This window comes from Actinoplanes sp. NPDC026619 (assembly GCF_040638295.1).
In the GTDB taxonomy this organism is placed as follows: Bacteria; Actinomycetota; Actinomycetes; order Mycobacteriales; family Micromonosporaceae; genus Actinoplanes.
Window position 1 is genome coordinate 36,478 of sequence record NZ_JBEZYA010000042.1, and the last position, 18,730, is coordinate 55,207.

Genomic DNA, 18,730 nt, shown 5'->3' on the forward strand with positions numbered 1-18,730 from the left:
GCCGGTGCCGGAGCGTCCATGTTCAACGGATGGTCGCTGCCGGAACAGTTGCGGGCCGAGATCTGGGCTGTGCAGCCTCCCGGCCGGGAGAACCGGCGGACGGAGCAGGTATTCCGGCGACTCGACCGGCTTGTGCCGGCGCTCGCCGACCATCTGACACCGGCGCTCGACCGGCCGTACGCCCTCTTCGGGCACAGCATGGGCGCGCTCCTGGCCTTCGAGTTGTGCCGTGAGTTGCGCCGCCGGAACGCGCCGCAACCGGCCCGGCTGTTCGTCTCCGCGCATCGCGCCCCCGACCTGCCGCGGTGGCGGCCGCGAGCCAGCACACTGCCTCCCGGTGAATTCCGGGCCCGGCTGACGGAGATGGCGGGACCGTCCAGCGTGGGCCGGACCGACCCTGAGCTGCTGGACTTCCTCGCCCCGATGATCCGCGCCGACTTCGAGCTGTGCGAGACCTATCGTTACCTGCCGCAGGAACCGCTCACCATGCCGTTGACCTGTTTTGCCGCCGTGGACGATCCGGAGGTGCGGGTGGACGAGATGCTCGCCTGGCAACGTCACACCACCGAGCCTTACCAGGTCTATCCGTTCACCGGCGGCCACCTGTTCGTCCGCGACCGGGCGGCCGAGGTGCTGGACTGCATCACGGCCGATCTCGCCGCCCAGCAGGCCGAGCTGTCCGGAGGCCCGGCGTGATCCCCTCGCCCCGGCCGTCGTACGCCCAGGAAAGACGTGTGCTCGCGGTCACCGCCGAGGATGCCGAGGGGGGCGAGCCCGCCGGGAAGACGATTCCCGCGGTGTGCTTGGTCCCGGAGCGGATCGACGTGGCCGCCCTGCAGGAGGCGGCCGGCCGGCTGGTCCAGCGCCATCCGGTCCTGCGACACCGGTTCACCGAGGCCGGCGGGGCGGTGTCGCTCGACCGCGTCGGCGCCGGCACCGTTCCGTGCGAGGTGGTCGAGGCCGGTGACCTGGTCGCGGCGGGCGCCGGTCCGGAAGCCACCGCCGCGGCGGTCGACCGCCACGTACGCGACCGGCTGGACCAGCCCTTCGACGTTCTGGGCTGGCCCCTGTTGCGGATCGGCGTCGTGCAGGGCGACTCGGCGGTGTGCTACGTCTCGGCCGACCACCTGGTGACCGATGCCTGGTCGCAATCGGTGATGACGCTGGAGTTGCCGGTCCTCTACCGGGCCGTGCTCGCCGGCGCCGGCGATCCGTTGCCACCAGCCGCCGACTTCCTCTCCTTCAGCACGGCCCAGCGGCGCCGTTTCGCCGCCGGCCCAGCCCTCGACGCGCCGATGTCGGCCTTACGCCGCAGCCTCGGCGGGCGCCCCCTGCACCCGCCGTTCGGGCTGGACCTGCCCTGGGACGACGGAGCCGGTTGCTACGCCGGCCGCGACGTTCTGGACGCCGCCGGGACGGCCGCGGTCTCCGCCTGGTGCCGGGAACGGAAATCCACGCTGTTCATGGCCGTGCTGGCCGCCTTCGGCACCGCCATGCACGAGGTGATCGGCGTCCCCGAGGCCGGCATGCTGATCGCGACCCACAACCGTGACGACGACCGGATACGGACCGGGATCGGCTGGTACGCCAATATGCTCCCGCTTTACTTCCCGGTCGCCGGCAACCTCACCGGCACCCTTCGCGAGGTGCGCCGCGCCCTGATGACGACTCTGCAGTTCCATGAGCTGCCGCTGGCCCGGGCCGCCGGCGAGCTGCCCGTCGAGCAGGCCGGCGACGACCATCCCACCTGTTTCGTGTCGTTCACCGACGACCGCAGCTCGCGCCGGGCCGATGCGCCGGCGCTGGTGGCGACGGCGGGGGCGGCGGCGCCCGAGCATGGCTGGAACCGCTTCCTGGTGCCGCCCGCCCGCCGCCGCGGTTACGGCATCTGGATCTCGCTGCGCGATGACGGGCTCGGCTTCACCGCCGCCTCACCCGGGCTTCGCGGCGGCGACGAACGACTGGCCGCACTGGAGGACGCGTTCGTCGAGGCTCTGGTCACCATGCGGTCCGAGCCGTGCTGAGCGGCGGCGGCCGTCTCCCGCTTTTGTGGGACGTGCCGGTCACCCCGATGCGCGGACAGCATGAGTCCGGTCGGCTGAGCGTTCCGGCCGCGGCCACACCACACAGGGGAGGACCGTTGGACACCGGTGCAGCTGGCTCCACGGAGGAGGCCGTCCTCGCCATGTGGGCCGGCATCTTGCCGGCGGCGCCGAGACCCGACGACGACTTCTTCGACGCCGGCGGGCAGTCACTTCACCTCGTGCAGTTCCTCCAGCAGGTCTACCAGCGGTACGGGGTCGACCTGGAGGTCACCGAGCTGTTTGCCGACGAGCTCACCGCGAGTCGCGCCGCCGCCGTGATCAACCGTGCCATGGGCTGACGGCGTCATGCGTATCGTGCTCGCCCAGAACATGCCGCACGTGCCGACGTACGGCGGTGCCAACCGGTCCAACCGGATCATGCTCGAACATCTGGCCGCCCGCGGTCACGACTGCACGGTCGTCGCGCCGATGCACGTCACCCGTGCCGAACTCGACCGGCGGCTCGCCGGCTACGCCGTCGACGACGCGCGCGTCGACGGCGACACGGTCTCGTTCGAGCTGAACGGGGTGCGGGTCCGCGCCGTCCTCGTCCCGCAGCGCCTGGTGCGTGAGGTACGCCGCTGCGTCGCCGCGGTCGGACCCGACCGGGTGCTGGTGCCGTCCGACGACCCCGGCGCCATGATGCTCGGCGCCTCGCTGGTCGCTGCGCCGGACCGGGTCGTCTATCTGGCCCACACCGTCCAGCAACTGCCGTTCGGGCCGGCTTCGTTCCATCCCAGCCCGGCCGCCACCCGTCTCGTCCACCGGTGCGCCGCCGTGGTCGCGGTCAGCCGCACCGTCCAGGACCATCTGCGCCGCTGGGGCGGCCTCGACTCCGCGCTGATGTACCCGGCGGTCTACGGCGACGGTCCCTATCCGCTCGCCGAGGGCGATGCGGTGACGATGGTGAACCCGTGCGCCTACAAGGGGATCGAGATCTTCCTGGGCCTGGCGGACGCTTTCCCGCATGTACCCTTCCTGGCCGTGCCTACCTGGGGGACCACCGGCGCGGATCTCGGCTCGCTGCGGCAGCGGCCCAACATCGAGCTGATGGCGGCCACCGACGACATCGGCCGCGTGTTCGCCCGTACCCGGGTGCTGGCGATGCCCTCGCTGTGGGACGAGACGTTCGGCTATACCGCCGTGGAGGCAATGCTGCGTGGGGTGCCGGTCCTGGCCGCCCGGATCGGCGGCCTGCCGGAGGCGATGCTGGGCGTGCCGCACCTGTTGCCGGTCACGCGCATCTCCCGGTACGACGACGACGGCGGCCGGCCGGTGCCGGAGGTTCCCGCGCAGGACCTCGAACCGTGGATCCGCACCCTGAGCCGGGTCCTGACCGACGATGCCCACCGCGGTGAGCTGCGCCGCTCCGCCCGCCAGGCGGCCGGGGACTTCGTCGCCTCCCTCGACCCGGACGCGCTGGAGAACCTGCTCCGGCGGGAAGCGGCGACCACCCGATGATGGTCTCGCGTGACTGCCGGCCGATGCCCGAGGCGGCGGCGCCGCCGACCCGGCTCGGCGACGACGACCTGAGCCGGCTCCTGCTCATTCGGCATTTCGAGCTGACCGTGCAGGACCTGTTCGCAGGCGGTCACCTGTCCGGCACCACACACACCTGCACGGGGCAGGAGTACGTGCCGGTCGCGCTCGAGGCGCTGCTGCGCGACGGCGATTACGTCTTCAGCAACCACCGCGGGCACGGGCACTACCTCGCCCGGTTCGACGACCCGGAGGGGCTGCTGGCCGAGATGACCGGCCGGGACGGCGCGCTGTGCGCCGGGGTGGGCGGCAGCCAGCACGTGAGGCGGGCACGCTTCCACTCGACCGGTGTGCAGGGACAGTCGCTGCCGGTCGCCACCGGGACCGCGCTGCACCTGCAGCGGGCCGGCGCCGGGGCACTGGCCTGCGTCTACATCGGCGACGGTACCTGGGGCGAGGGCGCGGTGTACGAGGCTATCAACCTCGCCGCCCTGTGGTGGTTGCCGGTGCTGGTGGCGGTGGAGCACAACGGCATCGCCCAGTCGACGCCGACGGCCCGGCAGATGGCCGGAACCATCGCCGGGCGGGCCGCCGCCTTCGGCCTCGCCCACCTGCGCGTCGACTCACGCGATGTGAGCGTCATCCGCGCGCAGATCGCGGAAACGGTCGGCGACGTTCGCGGCGGCAAACCGGCAGTGCTCGAATTCCGGACCGACCGGCTGGGCCCGCACAGCAAGGGCGACGACACCCGCGCGGCACCGGAACGCACGGCCGCGGAGCAGCGCGACTGGCTGCCGCGTTACCGGGAGTCGTTCCCGGAACAGGTCGCCCGGATCGACGAGGTGCAGCGCCGCCGCATGGCCGCTGTGGCCGCCGATGTGCTGGGCCGTCCGCTGAGCCGGTGGCAGCCGTGACCGAGACGGTGGCCGAGAACCTCAACCGGGCGCTGCACGCCGTGCTGGGCGCGGACGAGCACACCTACCTGATCGGGGAGGACGTCGAAGACCCGTACGGTGGAGCGTTCCGGATCACCCGGGGTCTGTCGACCAGCTTCCCGGGGCGGGTCCGCAGCACCCCGATCAGCGAGGCCGGCATCGTCGGCGCCGGGGCCGGCCTGGCACTGGCGGGCAACGCCGCCATCGTCGAGGTGATGTTCGGCGACTTCCTGGGCCTGGCGTTCGACCAGATCGTCAACTTCGCCGGCAAGACCGTCAGCATGTACGGGACACGGGTGCCGATGCGGCTGATCGTGCGCTGCCCGGTCGGCGGCAACCGCGGTTACGGGCCGACGCACAGCCAGAGCCCGCAGAAACACTTCATCGGTGTGCCGGACCTGAACCTGTTCGAGCTGACCGCCTGGCACGACGGCACGACGCTGCTGCGCGACGTCCTCGCGGCCGCGGTGCCGGCCCTACTCTTCGAGGACAAGAGCCTTTACGGTACGCCGCATCGCACCCCGGGCCCGGTCGACGACCTGTTCCACGCCGATCTGCTCGACAGCGCGGACGGCGGCCCGCCGGTGGTGCACGTGCACCCGCCCGGGCTGCCACCCGACTTCCTCGTTGTCGCCACCGGCGGTCTCGCCGACCGGGCGCGGGCGGCGTTGCGGACGTTGCTCGTCGACGAGGATCTCGCCGGGCACCTCGTCGTTCCGGCGCGCCTCTACCCGTTCCAGGCGCAGACGGTACGGGTCCTGGCCGAGCGGGCCGGAACCGTCTTCGTGGCGGAGGAGAGCACCGCCGGCGGCACCTGGGGTGCCGAGGTCGCGCACCGCCTGGGGCAGGTCTGCGGGCCGGAGCTGTCCGGACCGGTGCGGCTCGTCCACTCGCGCGACTCGGTGATCCCCGCCGCGCCCCACCTGGAGCGGACGGTCGTCGTGCAGGAGGAGACGATCCGGCAGGCGATCATGGAGGCGCTGCTTGACTGACATCACGGTTCCCAAGCTCAACAACAACGACCTCACGTACGTCCTGGTGGAGTGGTTGGTCGGCAGCGGTGAGCCGGTCACCGCGGACACGGCGGTGGCCGTGGTGGAAAGCACCAAGGCGGCCGAGGAACTGGTCGCCGGGGCACCAGGTGTCCTGCATCGGATGACCGAGCCGGGCACCGAGTGCGCGGTGGGCACGGTCATCGGCAAGGTCTTCCCGGCCGCGGAGGACCGCCGCGGCTTCCTCGCTGCCTCCATGCCGGCATCGGCGCCGGTGACCGACGCGGCACCGGCCGGATGCGTGATCACCGAACCGGCCCGGGCGCTGGCCGTGGAACTGGGGATGGACCTCACCCGTCTCGAGAGCCTGGGCGTGGCGGTGGTCCGGCGGGCCGACGTCCTGCGGCTCGCGGACGGCAGCGCGAACCAGGTCCTGACGTTGCCGCGCAGCCAGGTCGGTGTGGCGGACGCCGTGACCCGTTCGCACGCGCGGATCCCCGCCGCGTTCACGGTGGTCCGGGTCGACGTCGGTGCCGCGCTCACCTACGCCCGTGCGGCCACCCGGAGGCTGCGGGCCCTGGTCGGCCTGCCGGAACTGGTTCTGGAGGCCCTCGGCGCGATCGCCGCCGACTTCCCTGTCTGCTTCGCCGCGCCGGACGGGCCGGCCACGATGCGCCGAGCCACCGGCGTCCACGTCGCGGTGACCGTGGACGTCGGCGCCGGCCTCTACCTACCGGTGGTCCGTGACTGCGACCGGTTGTCACTCGGCGAGATCGCGGCCGAGCTGATGCGGCTGCGGGGGTTGGCGATGCGGGCGCGGTTCCGGGTCGCCGACCTTGCCGGCGGGACCATCATGCTGTCGCTCAACACCGATCCCGACGTGGTGCTGGCCCAGCCCATCGTCGCGCCGGGAACGGTCTGCGCGGTGTCGCTGGGCGGCGTGCACGGCGAGGCCGTGCTCGACGCGGGCACCGGCACGGTACGGGAGCGGGCGACGGTCATGCTCGGCGCCGCTTACGACCATCGGTATGTCAACGGCGGTGATGCCGTGCGCTTCCTCAAGGCGATCAAGGCTCGGCTCGAGAGGCCGCGCGAGCGGCCGGCGGGAGAGGAAAATACATGAGCGATCGACTGGCGGACGCCGCATTGTCCGGTGAAGAACTGGTCCGATGGGTGGTCGACCTCTGGCGGAGCCTGATCGACCTCCCCGATATCGACGCCGACACCCACCTGCTCGACGTGCCGGCGTCGTCGCTGACGGCGGTCCGCATGCGTTCCCGAATCCAGTCGGAGCTGGGCAAGGAGATCGACCTGATCGACATCCTCGACCACCCCACGCCGCGTGAGATGGCCGAGCTGATCGCGCGGGCCCCGGCGTGGACGGGCGAACAGCCCTGGCCGGAAGACGACTGGTCAACCACGGAGGACGACTAGGACGGCCCGCCCGCGGGCGGAGGGCGCGGCTCAGAAGGCGCCCGGTGTGGCCGGGGTGTTCAGATAGACGCCGCCGTCGACGATGAGGTTCTGCCCGGTCACCCACTGGGCGGCGGGGGAGCAGAGGAACACCGCCGCGGCGGAGATGTCCTCGGGCCGCCCCAGACGGCGCAGCGGCACGGTGTCGGTGTGATCGGCGAACGCCTCGGCGGCGTTGTCCATGGCGAGCATGTTGGCCGCGACCCCTTCGGTCGGCACCGGCCCGGGCGCGATGCCGTTGACCCGGATACCGCGCGGCCCCCACTCGTACGCCCAGCTGGCGGTCAGCGAGACGATCGCGGCCTTGGCCGCGCCGCAGTGGGCGAACCCGGGAAATCCGGCCTCGGGCATCGGCACGGTGATGTTGAGAACGGCGCCGCGGCCGGCCGCCAGCATCTCGGGTATCAGACTGCGCGTGACGTTGAAGGTTCCGTAGAGGTCGGTGTCGACCACGACGTCGAACGCCCGGCGGGTCATCCGCTCGGCCCGGGTGAAGAAGTTCGCCGCAGCGTTGTTCACGACGATCGTGGCAGTGCCGTAGCGGGCGAGCACGTAGTCGCGGAGCCGGCCCACCTCGGCCTCGTCCCGGACATCGCACGGGACACTGTCGCAGCCCTGGCCGGTCTCGTCGGCGATCCGCGCCTCGGCTTCCGCCAGGCGGTCGGCCGACCGGGAGGTGATCACTACCTCGGCGCCGAGCGAGGTGAAGTCGCGGGCGATCGCGTACCCGAGACCGGAACCACCCCCGGTGACCACCGCGACCTCGCCCTTGAGCAGTTCGGGGTGGTACAGCCGCAGCAGAGCGGCGGGCACGGTGCTCATCGGACTCCCAACTCGGCCAGGCGTTCTCGAAGCACGCGAAGGGTGCTCGCGTCGAACAGCACGCCGGCGCTGATCTCGATCCGGAAGATTTGGCGTAGTCGGGCACTGAGCTGGACCGACACCAGTGAGTCGCCGCCCAGGTCGAAGAAGTCGTCGTCAAGTCCGACCTCGTCCACGCCGAGCGCCTCGATCCACAGCGAGCGCAACGTATCGAGCACGTCGCCCCCGGCCGTCGCCGGTGCCGGGGTAGCGGCCGGGGGCACCGGCACCGGCACCGGCGGCACGTCCACCGGGGCGGGGGTGACCGGGATCGTGACGGACTCGCCGAGCCACGGCATTCCGCGCACGCTGAGAAGCGCACCGGGCGCGTTCACCACGACCACCGGGGGATACCGGTGACTGAGCACCGTGAGGAAGGCGGCGGCACCGTCGCGCGGGTTCAGCAGCGCCGGGCCCTCCTCCGTCGGGCCCTCTTCCGTCGGGCCCCTCTCCGCCGGGCCGCCGGACGGGCCGGCGGGCTCCGGCCGGGCCGCGCGGCCGAGCCGGCGGGCGAAGTCGGCGACGCGGATCTCGCGGGTGGTGTAGGACTCCACCCGGACCAGGAGCGCCCCCGTGGTCGCGTCATGGATGTCGAGGTCGAGCGACCGCATGCCCGGCCCGGCCGGCCCGGGCCGGCCGTGTGCCACGATCCGGGCCGGGAGGGCGCCGAACCGGGTCAACCGCCGGTAGAAGAACGGGAGGTGCTGGTTCGGCTCGTCCGGGAACGCCGCGGACAGGATGGCGATACCGGCGCGGTCGAGCAACGCGGCGTGCAGCGGATGCCGGTCGAGGTCGCCGAGGAACGGCTCCTGCAGGGTCAGCTCGGCCAGATAGGAGTCCTCGCCGTGCCATAACCGGGTCAGCGACTGCCATCGGGGCCCGAACTCGAGCCGGCCGTGCGACGGCAGGGGATCCCCGGCGGTGTGCCCGGCGAACAGCTCCTCAAGCGTCGGCGTCGGCGGCTCCGACCGGCCCCGGGCCAGATAGCCGGAGACGTGATGCGTCCACGGGCCGCCGGCGCCGGCGGCCCGCGACATCAGACGGAAGCGGAACTCGTCACCGCCCGGGGTGAACGCCACTCCCACCTCGATCGGCCGCTCGCCGTTCACCGGCGCGACGAAGACCGCTTCACGCAGCTCCAGTGGCTCGCCGTCCGGCGCCAGCCCGCGCTCCAACGCGGCCCGGACGACCACCTCCAGCGATCCCGTGCCGGGCAGCATCGGCACCCCGTCGAACCGGTGCTCGTCGAGGACCCAGTCGGCGCCGGCATCGAGGGTCGTACGCCAGTCGGGTTCCGCCTTGGCACCGGAACCTTCACCGGCGCCGGGATTCTCACCTGCACCGGACGAGGCCCGGCCGGGCCGGCCGTGGGTGACCGCGTCGAGGTCGACGGCCGACTTCGCCCACATCCCGACCTCGGACCAACCGGGCCAGACCACCGAGCACACCCGTCGCCGGCCGCGCCCGTGCTGCACGGCGAGCGCGTCGAGGAACGCGTTGGCGGCGGCGTAGTCGGCGCTGCCGAGCATCCCGGCCAGTCCGGCATGGCTGGAGAAGAACAGCAGGAAGTCCAGGTCGGCCTGCTGATCGCAGAGGGCAAGCAGGTTCATCGCGCCACCGACCTTGGGCGCCAGGACGCTGTCGATCTCGGCCCGGGAACGGTGTTGCAGCAGCCCGCCTCCGGGTGTGCCGGCGGCGTGGATGATGCCGTTGAGCGGGCCGAACCGCCGCCGCACCGCCTCGACTGCGGCGCCCAATGAGGCCGCGTCGGTCACGTCGCCGGCAACCGTCATCACCTCGGCGCCGGCATCCTCGAGCATCGCTCCGACGTGGGCCGCACGCGGTCCGCAGTCCGGAACCGTCCGGCCCATCAGGGCGATCCGGGGGCGCAACCCGGTGTCGGCCAAGGCCGCGGCCACCACCGAGCCGAGCCCGCCGAGCCCACCGGTGATCAGATAGACGCCGTTCTCCCGCAGCTGAGGCAGATCGGTCGCGGGCTCCGGAGTCATCCGGCGCAGCCCCGGCGTCCACGTCGTCGCCCCGCGCAAGGCCACCAGCGGCTCGCCGAACTCGGCCAGGGCGGCGCCGAGGTCATGCTCGGCTGTCCCCGGCGGGGCGTCCAGCACGACACAGCGGATCGGCGGCAGCTCCTGCTCGATGCTGCGGGCCAGCGCCACCACCATCGCGGCGGCCGGGTCGACCGGCTCGGCGCCGGTGACGTCCACGGCGAAGCTGGTGAGGATCGCGAGGGTGACCGGGCGGGAGGGCCGGGTGCGGGCCAACGCCCGCGCCGCGTCGAGAACGGCGAAGAACCCCGAGGAGAGTTGCCGGTCGAGGTCGTCCCCGGGCCGGCCCGGGCCGGTGCCGAACAAGCCGGCGCAGGCGAGCACGGAGATCGGCGCCGCGCCGCCGAGCAGCACGTCCCATGCGGCGTCGCCGCCCGTCGCGAGCGTCGCGGCGTTCGCCCGCGTGGTCCGGTATCCGCTGCGCTGGAAGGCGCCGCGGACGGTCGCGGCCGGCTCGGGATCGTCCGGAAGCACGAGAACGGCGTGGGCGGCGGCCGCGCGCCGGACGGTGGGCGGCGCCGGCGCGGCGGGGCGCCTGGACCACTCCACCGCACCGAGACTCCACTGGGGCGGCGCGTCCGCCAGGACCACCGGGGCCGCCTCGACGGACGACCGGACGGCCTTCGTCTCCGCCGGCTTCTCGTCCGGGACGGGCTGCGACGCCCGGTCGACGATCATGGAGTTGTCGCGCGGCGGTTTGTGCCCGGCCGGGCGGTCGACCCAGAAACGACGACGCTGGTACGGGTAGCCGACCACCGGCACCCGCCGGCGTCCGGTCCTGGCGTCACGACGCTCGAAGTCGACCGCATGCCCCTCCACCCAGAGCCGGCCCAGCAACCGGTCGAACGCCGTTGCCGCACCCGCGTCGGCGTCGAGGGCCGCGATCGGAAGTGACTGACCGGCCCGCACCGCCGGCTCGGTCCGGAGCAGGCGGGTCAGCGTGTGCCCCGGCCCGGTCTCGACCAGGAACGCCGGCCCGTCGGCCAGAGCGGTGGTCACCGCCGCCGCGAACCGCACCGGCGTCACCAGTTGCCGTGCCCAGAAAGCGGGCGAGACGGCCTCGTCGCCGGTCATCGGCGCACCGGTTGCGCAGCTGAACACCGGGATGGCGGGCGGCCGGAGCGGCATGCTCGCGAGCACGGCCTCGAACTCGGCGGCGGCAGGTTCCATCGCCGCCGAGTGGAACGCGTACGCGGTGGGGACCGGCGTGCTCTCGATCCCGTCGGCCCGCAGCTTCTCGGCGAAGGCGGACAGCGCCCCCGCCGGTCCGGAAAGCACCGACTGCCGTGCGCCGTTGATCGCCGCCAGGCACACCTCGTCCGTCAGGTGAGCCTCGACGTCGGCGGCGTCGGCGGCCACCGCGAGCATCGCACCGGCGGGCATCCGCCCCATCAGCGCGCCCCGGGCGGTGACGGCGCGGACGCCGTCGGCGAGGGTGAAGACGCCGGCCACGGTCGCCGCGACCAGCTCCCCGACGCTGTGACCGATGAGCTTGGCCGGCCGGACGCCCAGATCGATGAGGGTGCTGGCGATCGCGTACTCGAGCGCGAACAGCAGGGGCTGAGCCACGGCGGTGCCGGCCAGCGCGGCGTCCCCGGCCCGCCACAACGCGGCGAGATCGGTGTCGTCGTGCGTGCGCAGCAGCGCGAGAACCTTGTCGACATGGTCCCGGAAGACCGGCTCCGCGTCGTACAGATCGAGGCCCGCGCGACCGAGCGGGGTGCCCTGGCCGGGGAAGCAGAAGATCGGCTGCCGGGCCGGGCCGTCCGGCACGATCAGCCCGTCGCCGTCGAGCAGCGCCCGAGCCGCGTGCCCGGCGTCCCGGGCCACCAGTGCGCGGCGGAACCGGCGCTCGGCCCGCCCGACGCGCAGGGTGTGCGCCGCGTCGGCGAACCCGGCCGGATCGAGCGCTCCCAGGTGCTCCGACAGGCGCTGGGCCAGCCCGTCCGCGGCGCCGGCGTCCGCACCGGACCACACGATCAGCTCGCTGGGCCGCCCCGCGGGGGACGACGGCGCCGCCTCCGGCGCCTCGGAGAGCACCACGTGACCATTGGTGCCGCCGATGCCGAACGAGCTGACGCCGGCCGTCCGGGGCGCGCCGGCGGTCCGTGGCCACAGCTGCGGGTCGGTCGCCACCCGGAAGGGCGTGTCCTCCAGCTTCAGACGGGGGTTGACCCGCGTGACGTTGATGCTGGGCGGGATCTGCTCACGAGACAGCGCCAGCACCGTCTTGATCAGACCGGCGGCCCCGGACGCCTGGCCCACGTGCCCGATGTTCGACTTCACCGAGCCGATGGAGCAGTAACCGCGGGGTAGTTCGGAGTCGCCGGCGGCGCGGCGGAAGGCCTCGGCCAGCCCGGCCACCTCGATCGGATCACCGAGCCGGGTCGCCGTCCCGTGCGCTTCGACGTACGAGATGTCCCGCGGATGGATCCCGGCCTGGTGGATCGCCTCGGCGATGCACTCGGCCTGACCCTCGATGCTCGGCGCAGTGAAGCCGGACTTGCGGGAACCGTCGTTGTTCAATGCCGCACCCACGATCACGGCGTGGACGGTGTCCCGGTCGGCGATCGCGGCGTCCAGCGGTTTGAGCAGCAGGACCCCGCATCCGCTGCCGAAGTTGGTGCCGTCGGCGTCGGCGTCGAACGGCTTGGGCCGCCCGTCGCGGGCCAGGATGCTGCCCTCCATCTGCAGGTAGCCGTAGTCGAGCGGCATCTCGATGCTGCACACCCCGGCGAGCGCCATGTCGCACTCGCCCGCGGCCAGAGCGTGGGCCGCGGTACGCACCGCGGTCAGCCCGGTGGAGCAGGCGGTCTGCAGCGTCATGCTGGGACCGGTCAGGCCGAGCCGGTGGGACAGGAAGGTCGCGACGTAGTCCGGCGCATTGGCGATCTCCAGGGCCAGGAACGGCACCGTGGCGCGGATCGTCGCGTCCTGCTCCAGATGGTCCATCCGGTACCGGTTGATGTTGGTGCCGGCGAACACGCCGATGGCACCGCGGTGCCGGGCCGGGTCGTAGCCGGCGTGCTCCAGGGCGCTGTGGGCGATCTCCAGCAGGACACGCTGCTGCGGATCCCGGATCTCGGCCTCACGAGGGGTCATGCCGAAGCACCGGGCGTCGAACATGTCGGCGGCGGGCAGGCACGGCCGGCGCCGGACGTAGTTCGGATGGGCCAGGTACTCCGGGTACTCACCTCGCCGGAGCAGGTCCTCGTCGTCCAGATCGGTGATGCAGTCCCGGCCGTTCACCAGGTTCTCCCAGAACGCATCGATGTCCATGGCCCCGGGAAATCGGCCGGCCATGCCGATGACGGCGATGGGTGACGGCATGGTGGTTCCTCCGGTCGGGTCAGTCACGAGGTGGCACTGCCGGTCGGCCGGGCGCGAAGGGCCGGCACCTCGGTCGCCAGCGCTCGCAGGGTCGGATGGTCGAAGAGCGTCCCGGCGCCGAGATCGGTGCCGAAGTGGGCGTTGATCTGGGCGGTGAGCTGCACCGCGGCCAGGGAATTTCCGCCGACCTCGAAGAAGTCGTCGTCCGGGCCGAGGTCCGTCACCCCGAGCGAGGCCGTCCACAACTTCTGCAGGACGGCGACTACGTCGTCGACGGCGGCGGGTGCCGATGCCGGCGTCGGTGTCGGTGTCAGGACCGGGGACGGGACCGGGAGCGCCGCCGCGACGGTGGGGGCCGCCGGTGCGACCGCGTCCGGCCACGGCAGACCGGGTATGTGCAGAGGGGCGTCGGCAAGATAGACCAGTGCCACCGCCGGATCACCGTCGCTCAGCAGCCGAAGGAATGCCGCCGCGCCCTCCTCCGGCCGCAGCAAGCCGGGCCGAACCTCGGGCTCCGTCCGAGCCGGCGGAAGGGCCGGCCCCTTCTCGCGGGCGGCGCCGCCCGCCGTGGCCCCGAACCGGCGGTCGGCCACCTCGCGCATCGCGAAGGACTCCGCCCGCAACAGCAGCCGTCCGGTGGCGGTATCGAAGATGTCGAAGTCGACCGCCCGCCGCGCCGTGCGACTCTGTCCGCTGAACCGGGCGTGGACGCGGACGTCGCCTGTCATCGGGGCGTGGACGGTCACCCGGCGATAGATGAACGGGGCGTACGACTGGCCGTCTTCCAGATCGTGCAGCAGACCCGCGGCGACGTCGACGATGGCCGGGTGCACCGGGTGTTCCGTGAAGTCGTCGTGGTAACGCTCGGGCAGGATCAGCCGGGCGGTGCGCTCGAGGTCGTGGCCCCGGACCTCGGTCATCGTCGCCCAGCGGGGACCGAACGCCACCCAGCCGGCGAGCGGCGCGTCGGTCGGCTCCGCCATCGGACCGTCCTCCGGCCGCGGGAAGACCGGCTGCTCGGCCGGTTCGGCCGCGGCGGCCACGGTCGCGGTGGCGTGATCGGTCCACGGTTCCTCGGTACCGGCGCCCCGCGATTGCACGATGACCTTGTGTCCGTGGCGGAGCGGGCGGGTCACCGCCCGCACCTGACGGCGGCGGTCGCCGACGACCGGGGCCAGGAAGACGAGATCCCGGATGGCGACCGGCCAGTCCTCGCGCTCCGCCGCCCGTCGCCCGGCGATGGCGACGATCTCAAGCATCGAGGTGCCCGGCAGCACCGGCGTGCCCTCGAAGACGTGCTCGTCGAACTCCCAGTCCCGGCCCGCCTCGCGAAAGAGTTCCAAGGCTGTCCCGGCCCCGCCGGGCGCCTCGTTGACCGCGATCGCGGTGCCGGAGTCGCCCGCCGCGGCGGTGTTCAGGATCGCCTGGCCCGCGGCCGACCGGGCCAGCATGCCCACCTCCGCCCAGCCCGGCCATTGCATCGAGACGGTGCGGCGGGGACCGCCGGTGCTGCCCGCGCAATACGCGTCGAGGTAGGCGTTGGCGGCCGCGTAGTCGCCACTGCCGTACATGCCCGACACGGCGGCGACACTGGAGAAGACCGCCAGGAAGTCCAGGGAACGACCGGCGAACACGGCCTCGAGGGCGTGCAAGCCGTCGACCTTCGGTCGCAGCACCGCTCGTACCTGGTCGGTGGACCGCCGTTCGAGCAGGCCGCCTCCAGCCACCCCGGCGGCGTGGACGACACCGCCGACCTGCCCGAGCCGCTGTTCCACGTCGTGGACGGCGGCGCGCAGGGAGTCGAGGTCGGCGACGTCTGCCGTCACCACCTCCACCTCGGCCCCCGCCTCCGCCAGCCCGTCGAGCGCGGCCGCGATCGCGTCACCGTCCGGGCGCTCGGCCGGCGCCGTCCGGGCCAGCAGGGCGAGCCGTGGCTGGAGCCCGGTCTCGGCCAGCGCACGTGCGACGACCAGGCCGATGCCGCCGAGGCCGCCGGTCACCAGATAGGTGCCCCGGTGGCGTAGCCGGGGCGGCGGTCCCTCCGCGACCTCCCGGTGGACCGGTGCGAGGCGGGGAATCCACCGAGCAGCGCCGCGGACGGCCTGCACCGGCAGATCCGGGCGGGCGAGCGCGCCGAGGAGCGCCTCCGGGGCGGCACGCTCACCGAGATCGACGACCTGACACGAGACGGCGGGCACCTCCTGGGCGGCGGTGCGCATCAGCGCGGCCAGGGCGGCGCCGTGCGGGTCGACACGATCTCCGCCGGAGACGTCGACGAGGTGAGAGCCGAGCAGGACCAGGCGGGTCGGCCGCCCGGTCCGGCGCTGGAACACCGAGGCGGCCCGCAGCGCGGCAACCACGGTGGCGATGGTGTCGGTGAGACGCTCACCCGGCGCCACCCCGGCGGCGGCACCAGCGTGTGCCAGCGCGGCATGTATCACCGTCACCGGCCCGGTGCCGGCTTCGGCCGCCTGGTCGAGGCGGGCCGACCAGGCGCCCGCGTCGGTGGGATCGATCGCGGCGCGGCCGGCCGCCGGCGCGTCGCGGCCGTCGACCACGCGCTGCCCTCGCAGCCCCGTGCGCTGGAGCAGGTTCTGTACGCCCCGCGCTTGCTCCGCGGCGGCCGGGAGCAGGATGACCCCACCGCCGGCGGCCTCGGGGGCAGCCCGGCCGGCGTCGTCCCGTACCCAGGTCAGCTCGGCGATCCGCCAGCGATGCGCGGCGGCGCCGGCCGCCGTCGCGACGGCGGGTGCGGCCGGGCCGTCTTCCCCGGCGACGGCGGCCGGGATCGGCAGTGACGCCTCGATGTCAGCACCGCGCGGCAGCGGATCCAGCCAGAAACTGCGCCGCTGGTAGGGGTATCCGGGCAGGGCGACCCGCCGGTATCCGCGTCGCTCGTCGTCGTCCCAGTAGGTGACGGCGACGCCGTCGACCCAGAGCCGGGCGAGGGCTCGGGTCAGCGCCGCCGGCTCATCGGCGTTCCCGGCCGTGGCCAGGACCCGATGGCCGCCGGCGGCGAACCCGGGACGCGCTCGCAGCAGCGTCGACAGGGTGCGGCCGGGGCCGATCTCGACGACGGAGGAGGCACCGGCGGAGAGGACGACCTCCGCCGCGGCGCCGAACCGCACCGGGGAAATCAGCTGCCCGGCCCAGAACGCCGGCGACGTGGCCTCGTCGTCGGTCATCACCCGCCCGGTCGCCGCCGACACTATCGGAACGGCCGGCGGATGGAGCACCAGACCGCCGAGCGCCGCCTCGAACCGCTCCGCGGCATCGGCCATCGACGGTGAGTGGTAGGCGTGCGACGTGTCGAGGGTTCGAGTGCGCAGGCCGCGTGCGGTGAGCACTGCCGCCGCTTCGGCGATGTCGCCGGCCGGGCCGGCCAGCACCACCTGCCGGGGACCGTTCACCGAGGCGAGAACGACGGTGCCGGACAACACGTCGCCGACGTCGTCGGCGGTGCCGGACACGGCCAGCATGGCACCGGTGGGCATCCGGGCCATCCACAGTGCCCGCTCGGCGACCGCGCGCAGGCCGGACTCGAAGTCGAAGACACCGGCCACGGCCCCCGCCACCAGCTCGCCGAGGCTGTGCCCGACAACCTGCGAGGGCGTCACCCCCCACGCCATGAGGCAGTGCGCGAGGGTGTACTCCAGCACGTACAACAGCGGCTGGGCCACCTCGGTGCGGGCCAGCTCGGTGCGGGCCAGATCGGCCGGTTCGGTCGTGGTGCGCCACAGTTTGGCAAGGTCCTGTCCGAGCAGCGGCTCCAGCAGCTCGAAGGCGGCGTCGCAGCCGTCGCGGAACAACGGCTCGTTGTCGTAGAGCTCGCGGCACATGCCGGGGAACTGGGCACCTTGCCCCGGGAAGGCGAAGACGACACGGCGGGTCCCGTCGGAGACCAGGACCCGGTCGGTGGTGCGCAGCCCGGCGGCCGCGTCGGCCGCACCGGTGGCCACTAGCGCCGCACGTACGGGCCGGGCCGCGCGTCCGGACCGCATCGTGAACGCCGTGTCGCCGAAGGCGTCGTCGGGCAGCCGGTCGAAGTGGCCGGCGAGCCGCTCCCGCAGAGCCGCCTCGGCGGTTAGGTCCATCGCCGACCAGAGCAACGCCTCGTGTGGGCGCCTCCCGGCCGGCGCCGCCGGTGGCGGAGCATCGCCGAGGATCACGTGGACGTTGGTGCCGCCGACCCCGAACGAGCTGACCCCGATGTGGCGAGGCCGGTCCGGGTTTCGGGGCCACGGCTGCGGCTCGTCGGTGAGGAAGAACGGGGAGTTCTCCCAGTCCACATCCGGATGAGGGGTGGTCACGTTGATGGTTGGCGGGATCAGGTCGTGGCGCAGGATCAGTGTGGCCTTGATGAGTGACGCCACGCCGGCGGCCTGCCCGAGGTGGCCGACGTTGGATTTCACCGACCCGATGCCGCAGTACTGGTGGGGTAGTGGTCCGTCGCTGGTGGCCTGGTAGGCGTCGATGAGACCGGTCAGCTCGATGGGGTCGCCGACGCGGGTGCCGGTGCCGTGCGCCTCGACGTAGCCGATGTCGCGCGGGTCGACCCCACTGGCTCGCAACGCCCGCTGGGCGCATTCGCTCTGCCCGGCGACGCTCGGCGCGGTGAATCCGACCTTGCGTGAGCCGTCGTTGTTCACCGCCGAGCCGAGGATCACCGCGTAGATCGTGTCGTTGTCCCGCCGCGCCGCGGCGAGCGGTTTGAGCATGACCGCGCCGACGCCGTCGCCGAAATTGGTGCCGGTGGCCTTGCCGTCGAAGGCGCGGACCACGCCGTCGGACGCGTTGAAGCCACCGGGGAGAGGAATGTAGCCCTGGTGGTAGGGGAACTCGATGTCGACACCCCCTGCGACGGCCATCTCGCAGTCGCCGGCGCGCAGACTGATGCACGCCATGTGCACGGCCGTCAACGAGCTGGAGCAGGCCGTGAGCACGGTGGCACTCGGTCCGCGAAGGCCCAGCTTGTACGACACGAACGTGCACATGTAGTCGGGATGGTTCGAGATGTCGATCGCCTGCCAGCCGACCTGCCGTACGACGTCGGTGTGACTCTCCACGAAGTCGTACCGGTAGCGGTTGGCGTTGGTCGCCGCGAACAACCCGATCGAGCCCGGGTACCGGGTGGAGTCGTAACCGCTGTGCTCGAGCGTCGCGTGCACAATCTCCAGCATCAGCCGGTACTGCGGGTCGCGCAGCTCGGCCTCGCGTGGCGTGAGGCCGAAGACGTCGATGTCGAGGGCGTCGGCGCCGTCGATCACCGGCCGCCGGCGTATGTAATCGGGCCGGCGGAGATTCGCGGGGTCCTCGTGGTGACGCAGCAGCTCGGCGTCCGACAACTCGGTCAGACAGTCACGGCCGGCCACCAGATTCTGCCAGTACTGGTCGATGTCGTCCGACTGCGGCAGGCGGGCCGCCAAGCCGATGATGGCGATCGGTTCTGTCGTGGCCATGCGTTTCCTCCGCCCCGCGGTCAGCCGAGCTCGGAGGCCCGGCTGGGGCCG

General features: G+C 72.9%; 11 protein-coding genes. 8 read left to right on the forward strand and 3 right to left on the reverse strand.

Annotated features, from left to right (window positions below):
- The first annotated feature begins 18 nt into the window (after positions 1–18).
- The 8 genes from AB0E90_RS47385 to AB0E90_RS47420 all read left to right on the forward strand — a co-directional run bounded on the left by AB0E90_RS47385 (position 19) and on the right by AB0E90_RS47420 (position 6,924).
- The gene (locus AB0E90_RS47385; protein WP_360419571.1) at positions 19–696 is read left to right on the forward strand and encodes an alpha/beta fold hydrolase; all 678 of its coding nucleotides are present in this window, start codon (positions 19–21) and stop codon (positions 694–696) included.
- On the forward strand, positions 693–2,024 hold the full coding sequence (locus tag AB0E90_RS47390; RefSeq protein WP_360419573.1) for a condensation domain-containing protein: 1,332 nt from the start codon (positions 693–695) through the stop codon (positions 2,022–2,024). Before AB0E90_RS47385 ends, AB0E90_RS47390 begins: the two co-directional genes overlap by 4 nt.
- Positions 2,025–2,140: 116 nt before the next feature.
- Positions 2,141–2,383, forward strand: coding sequence for an acyl carrier protein (locus AB0E90_RS47395; RefSeq protein WP_360419575.1), 243 nt, complete (start codon positions 2,141–2,143; stop codon positions 2,381–2,383).
- Positions 2,384–2,390: 7 nt separating this feature from the next.
- Positions 2,391–3,545: a glycosyltransferase family 4 protein gene (locus AB0E90_RS47400; protein ID WP_360419577.1), complete on the forward strand. Its 1,155-nt coding sequence runs from the start codon at positions 2,391–2,393 to the stop codon at positions 3,543–3,545.
- Positions 3,542–4,477 carry a thiamine pyrophosphate-dependent dehydrogenase E1 component subunit alpha gene (locus tag AB0E90_RS47405; RefSeq protein WP_360419579.1) on the forward strand — a complete coding sequence of 312 codons (936 nt, stop codon included), beginning with the start codon at positions 3,542–3,544 and terminating at the stop codon, positions 4,475–4,477. The genes AB0E90_RS47400 and AB0E90_RS47405 overlap by 4 nt, the downstream gene beginning before the upstream one ends.
- A complete protein-coding gene (locus AB0E90_RS47410; protein ID WP_360419581.1) occupies positions 4,474–5,490 on the forward strand; it encodes a transketolase C-terminal domain-containing protein in 1,017 nt (338 codons plus the stop codon). Before AB0E90_RS47405 ends, AB0E90_RS47410 begins: the two co-directional genes overlap by 4 nt.
- Complete coding sequence (locus tag AB0E90_RS47415; protein ID WP_360419583.1) at positions 5,483–6,613, forward strand: 2-oxo acid dehydrogenase subunit E2; 1,131 nt, start codon at positions 5,483–5,485, stop codon at positions 6,611–6,613. The genes AB0E90_RS47410 and AB0E90_RS47415 overlap by 8 nt, the downstream gene beginning before the upstream one ends.
- Positions 6,610–6,924: an acyl carrier protein gene (locus AB0E90_RS47420; RefSeq protein WP_360419585.1), complete on the forward strand. Its 315-nt coding sequence runs from the start codon at positions 6,610–6,612 to the stop codon at positions 6,922–6,924. The genes AB0E90_RS47415 and AB0E90_RS47420 overlap by 4 nt, the downstream gene beginning before the upstream one ends.
- 30 nt (positions 6,925–6,954) lie before the next feature.
- Here the strand turns inward: AB0E90_RS47420 and AB0E90_RS47425 are convergent, their stop codons facing one another.
- From AB0E90_RS47425 to AB0E90_RS47435, 3 genes are read right to left on the reverse strand one after another with little or no spacing between them, the layout of a single operon-like run.
- On the reverse strand, positions 6,955–7,785 hold the full coding sequence (locus tag AB0E90_RS47425; RefSeq protein WP_360419586.1) for an SDR family oxidoreductase: 831 nt from the start codon (positions 7,783–7,785) through the stop codon (positions 6,955–6,957).
- Positions 7,782–13,220 (reverse strand): type I polyketide synthase, encoded by a 5,439-nt coding sequence (locus AB0E90_RS47430; RefSeq protein ID WP_360419588.1) that lies wholly within the window; start codon positions 13,218–13,220, stop codon positions 7,782–7,784. The genes AB0E90_RS47425 and AB0E90_RS47430 overlap by 4 nt, the downstream gene beginning before the upstream one ends.
- Before the next feature lie 23 nt (positions 13,221–13,243).
- Positions 13,244–18,679 (reverse strand): type I polyketide synthase, encoded by a 5,436-nt coding sequence (locus AB0E90_RS47435; protein ID WP_360419590.1) that lies wholly within the window; start codon positions 18,677–18,679, stop codon positions 13,244–13,246.
- Between the last annotated feature and the right edge of the window lie 51 nt (positions 18,680–18,730).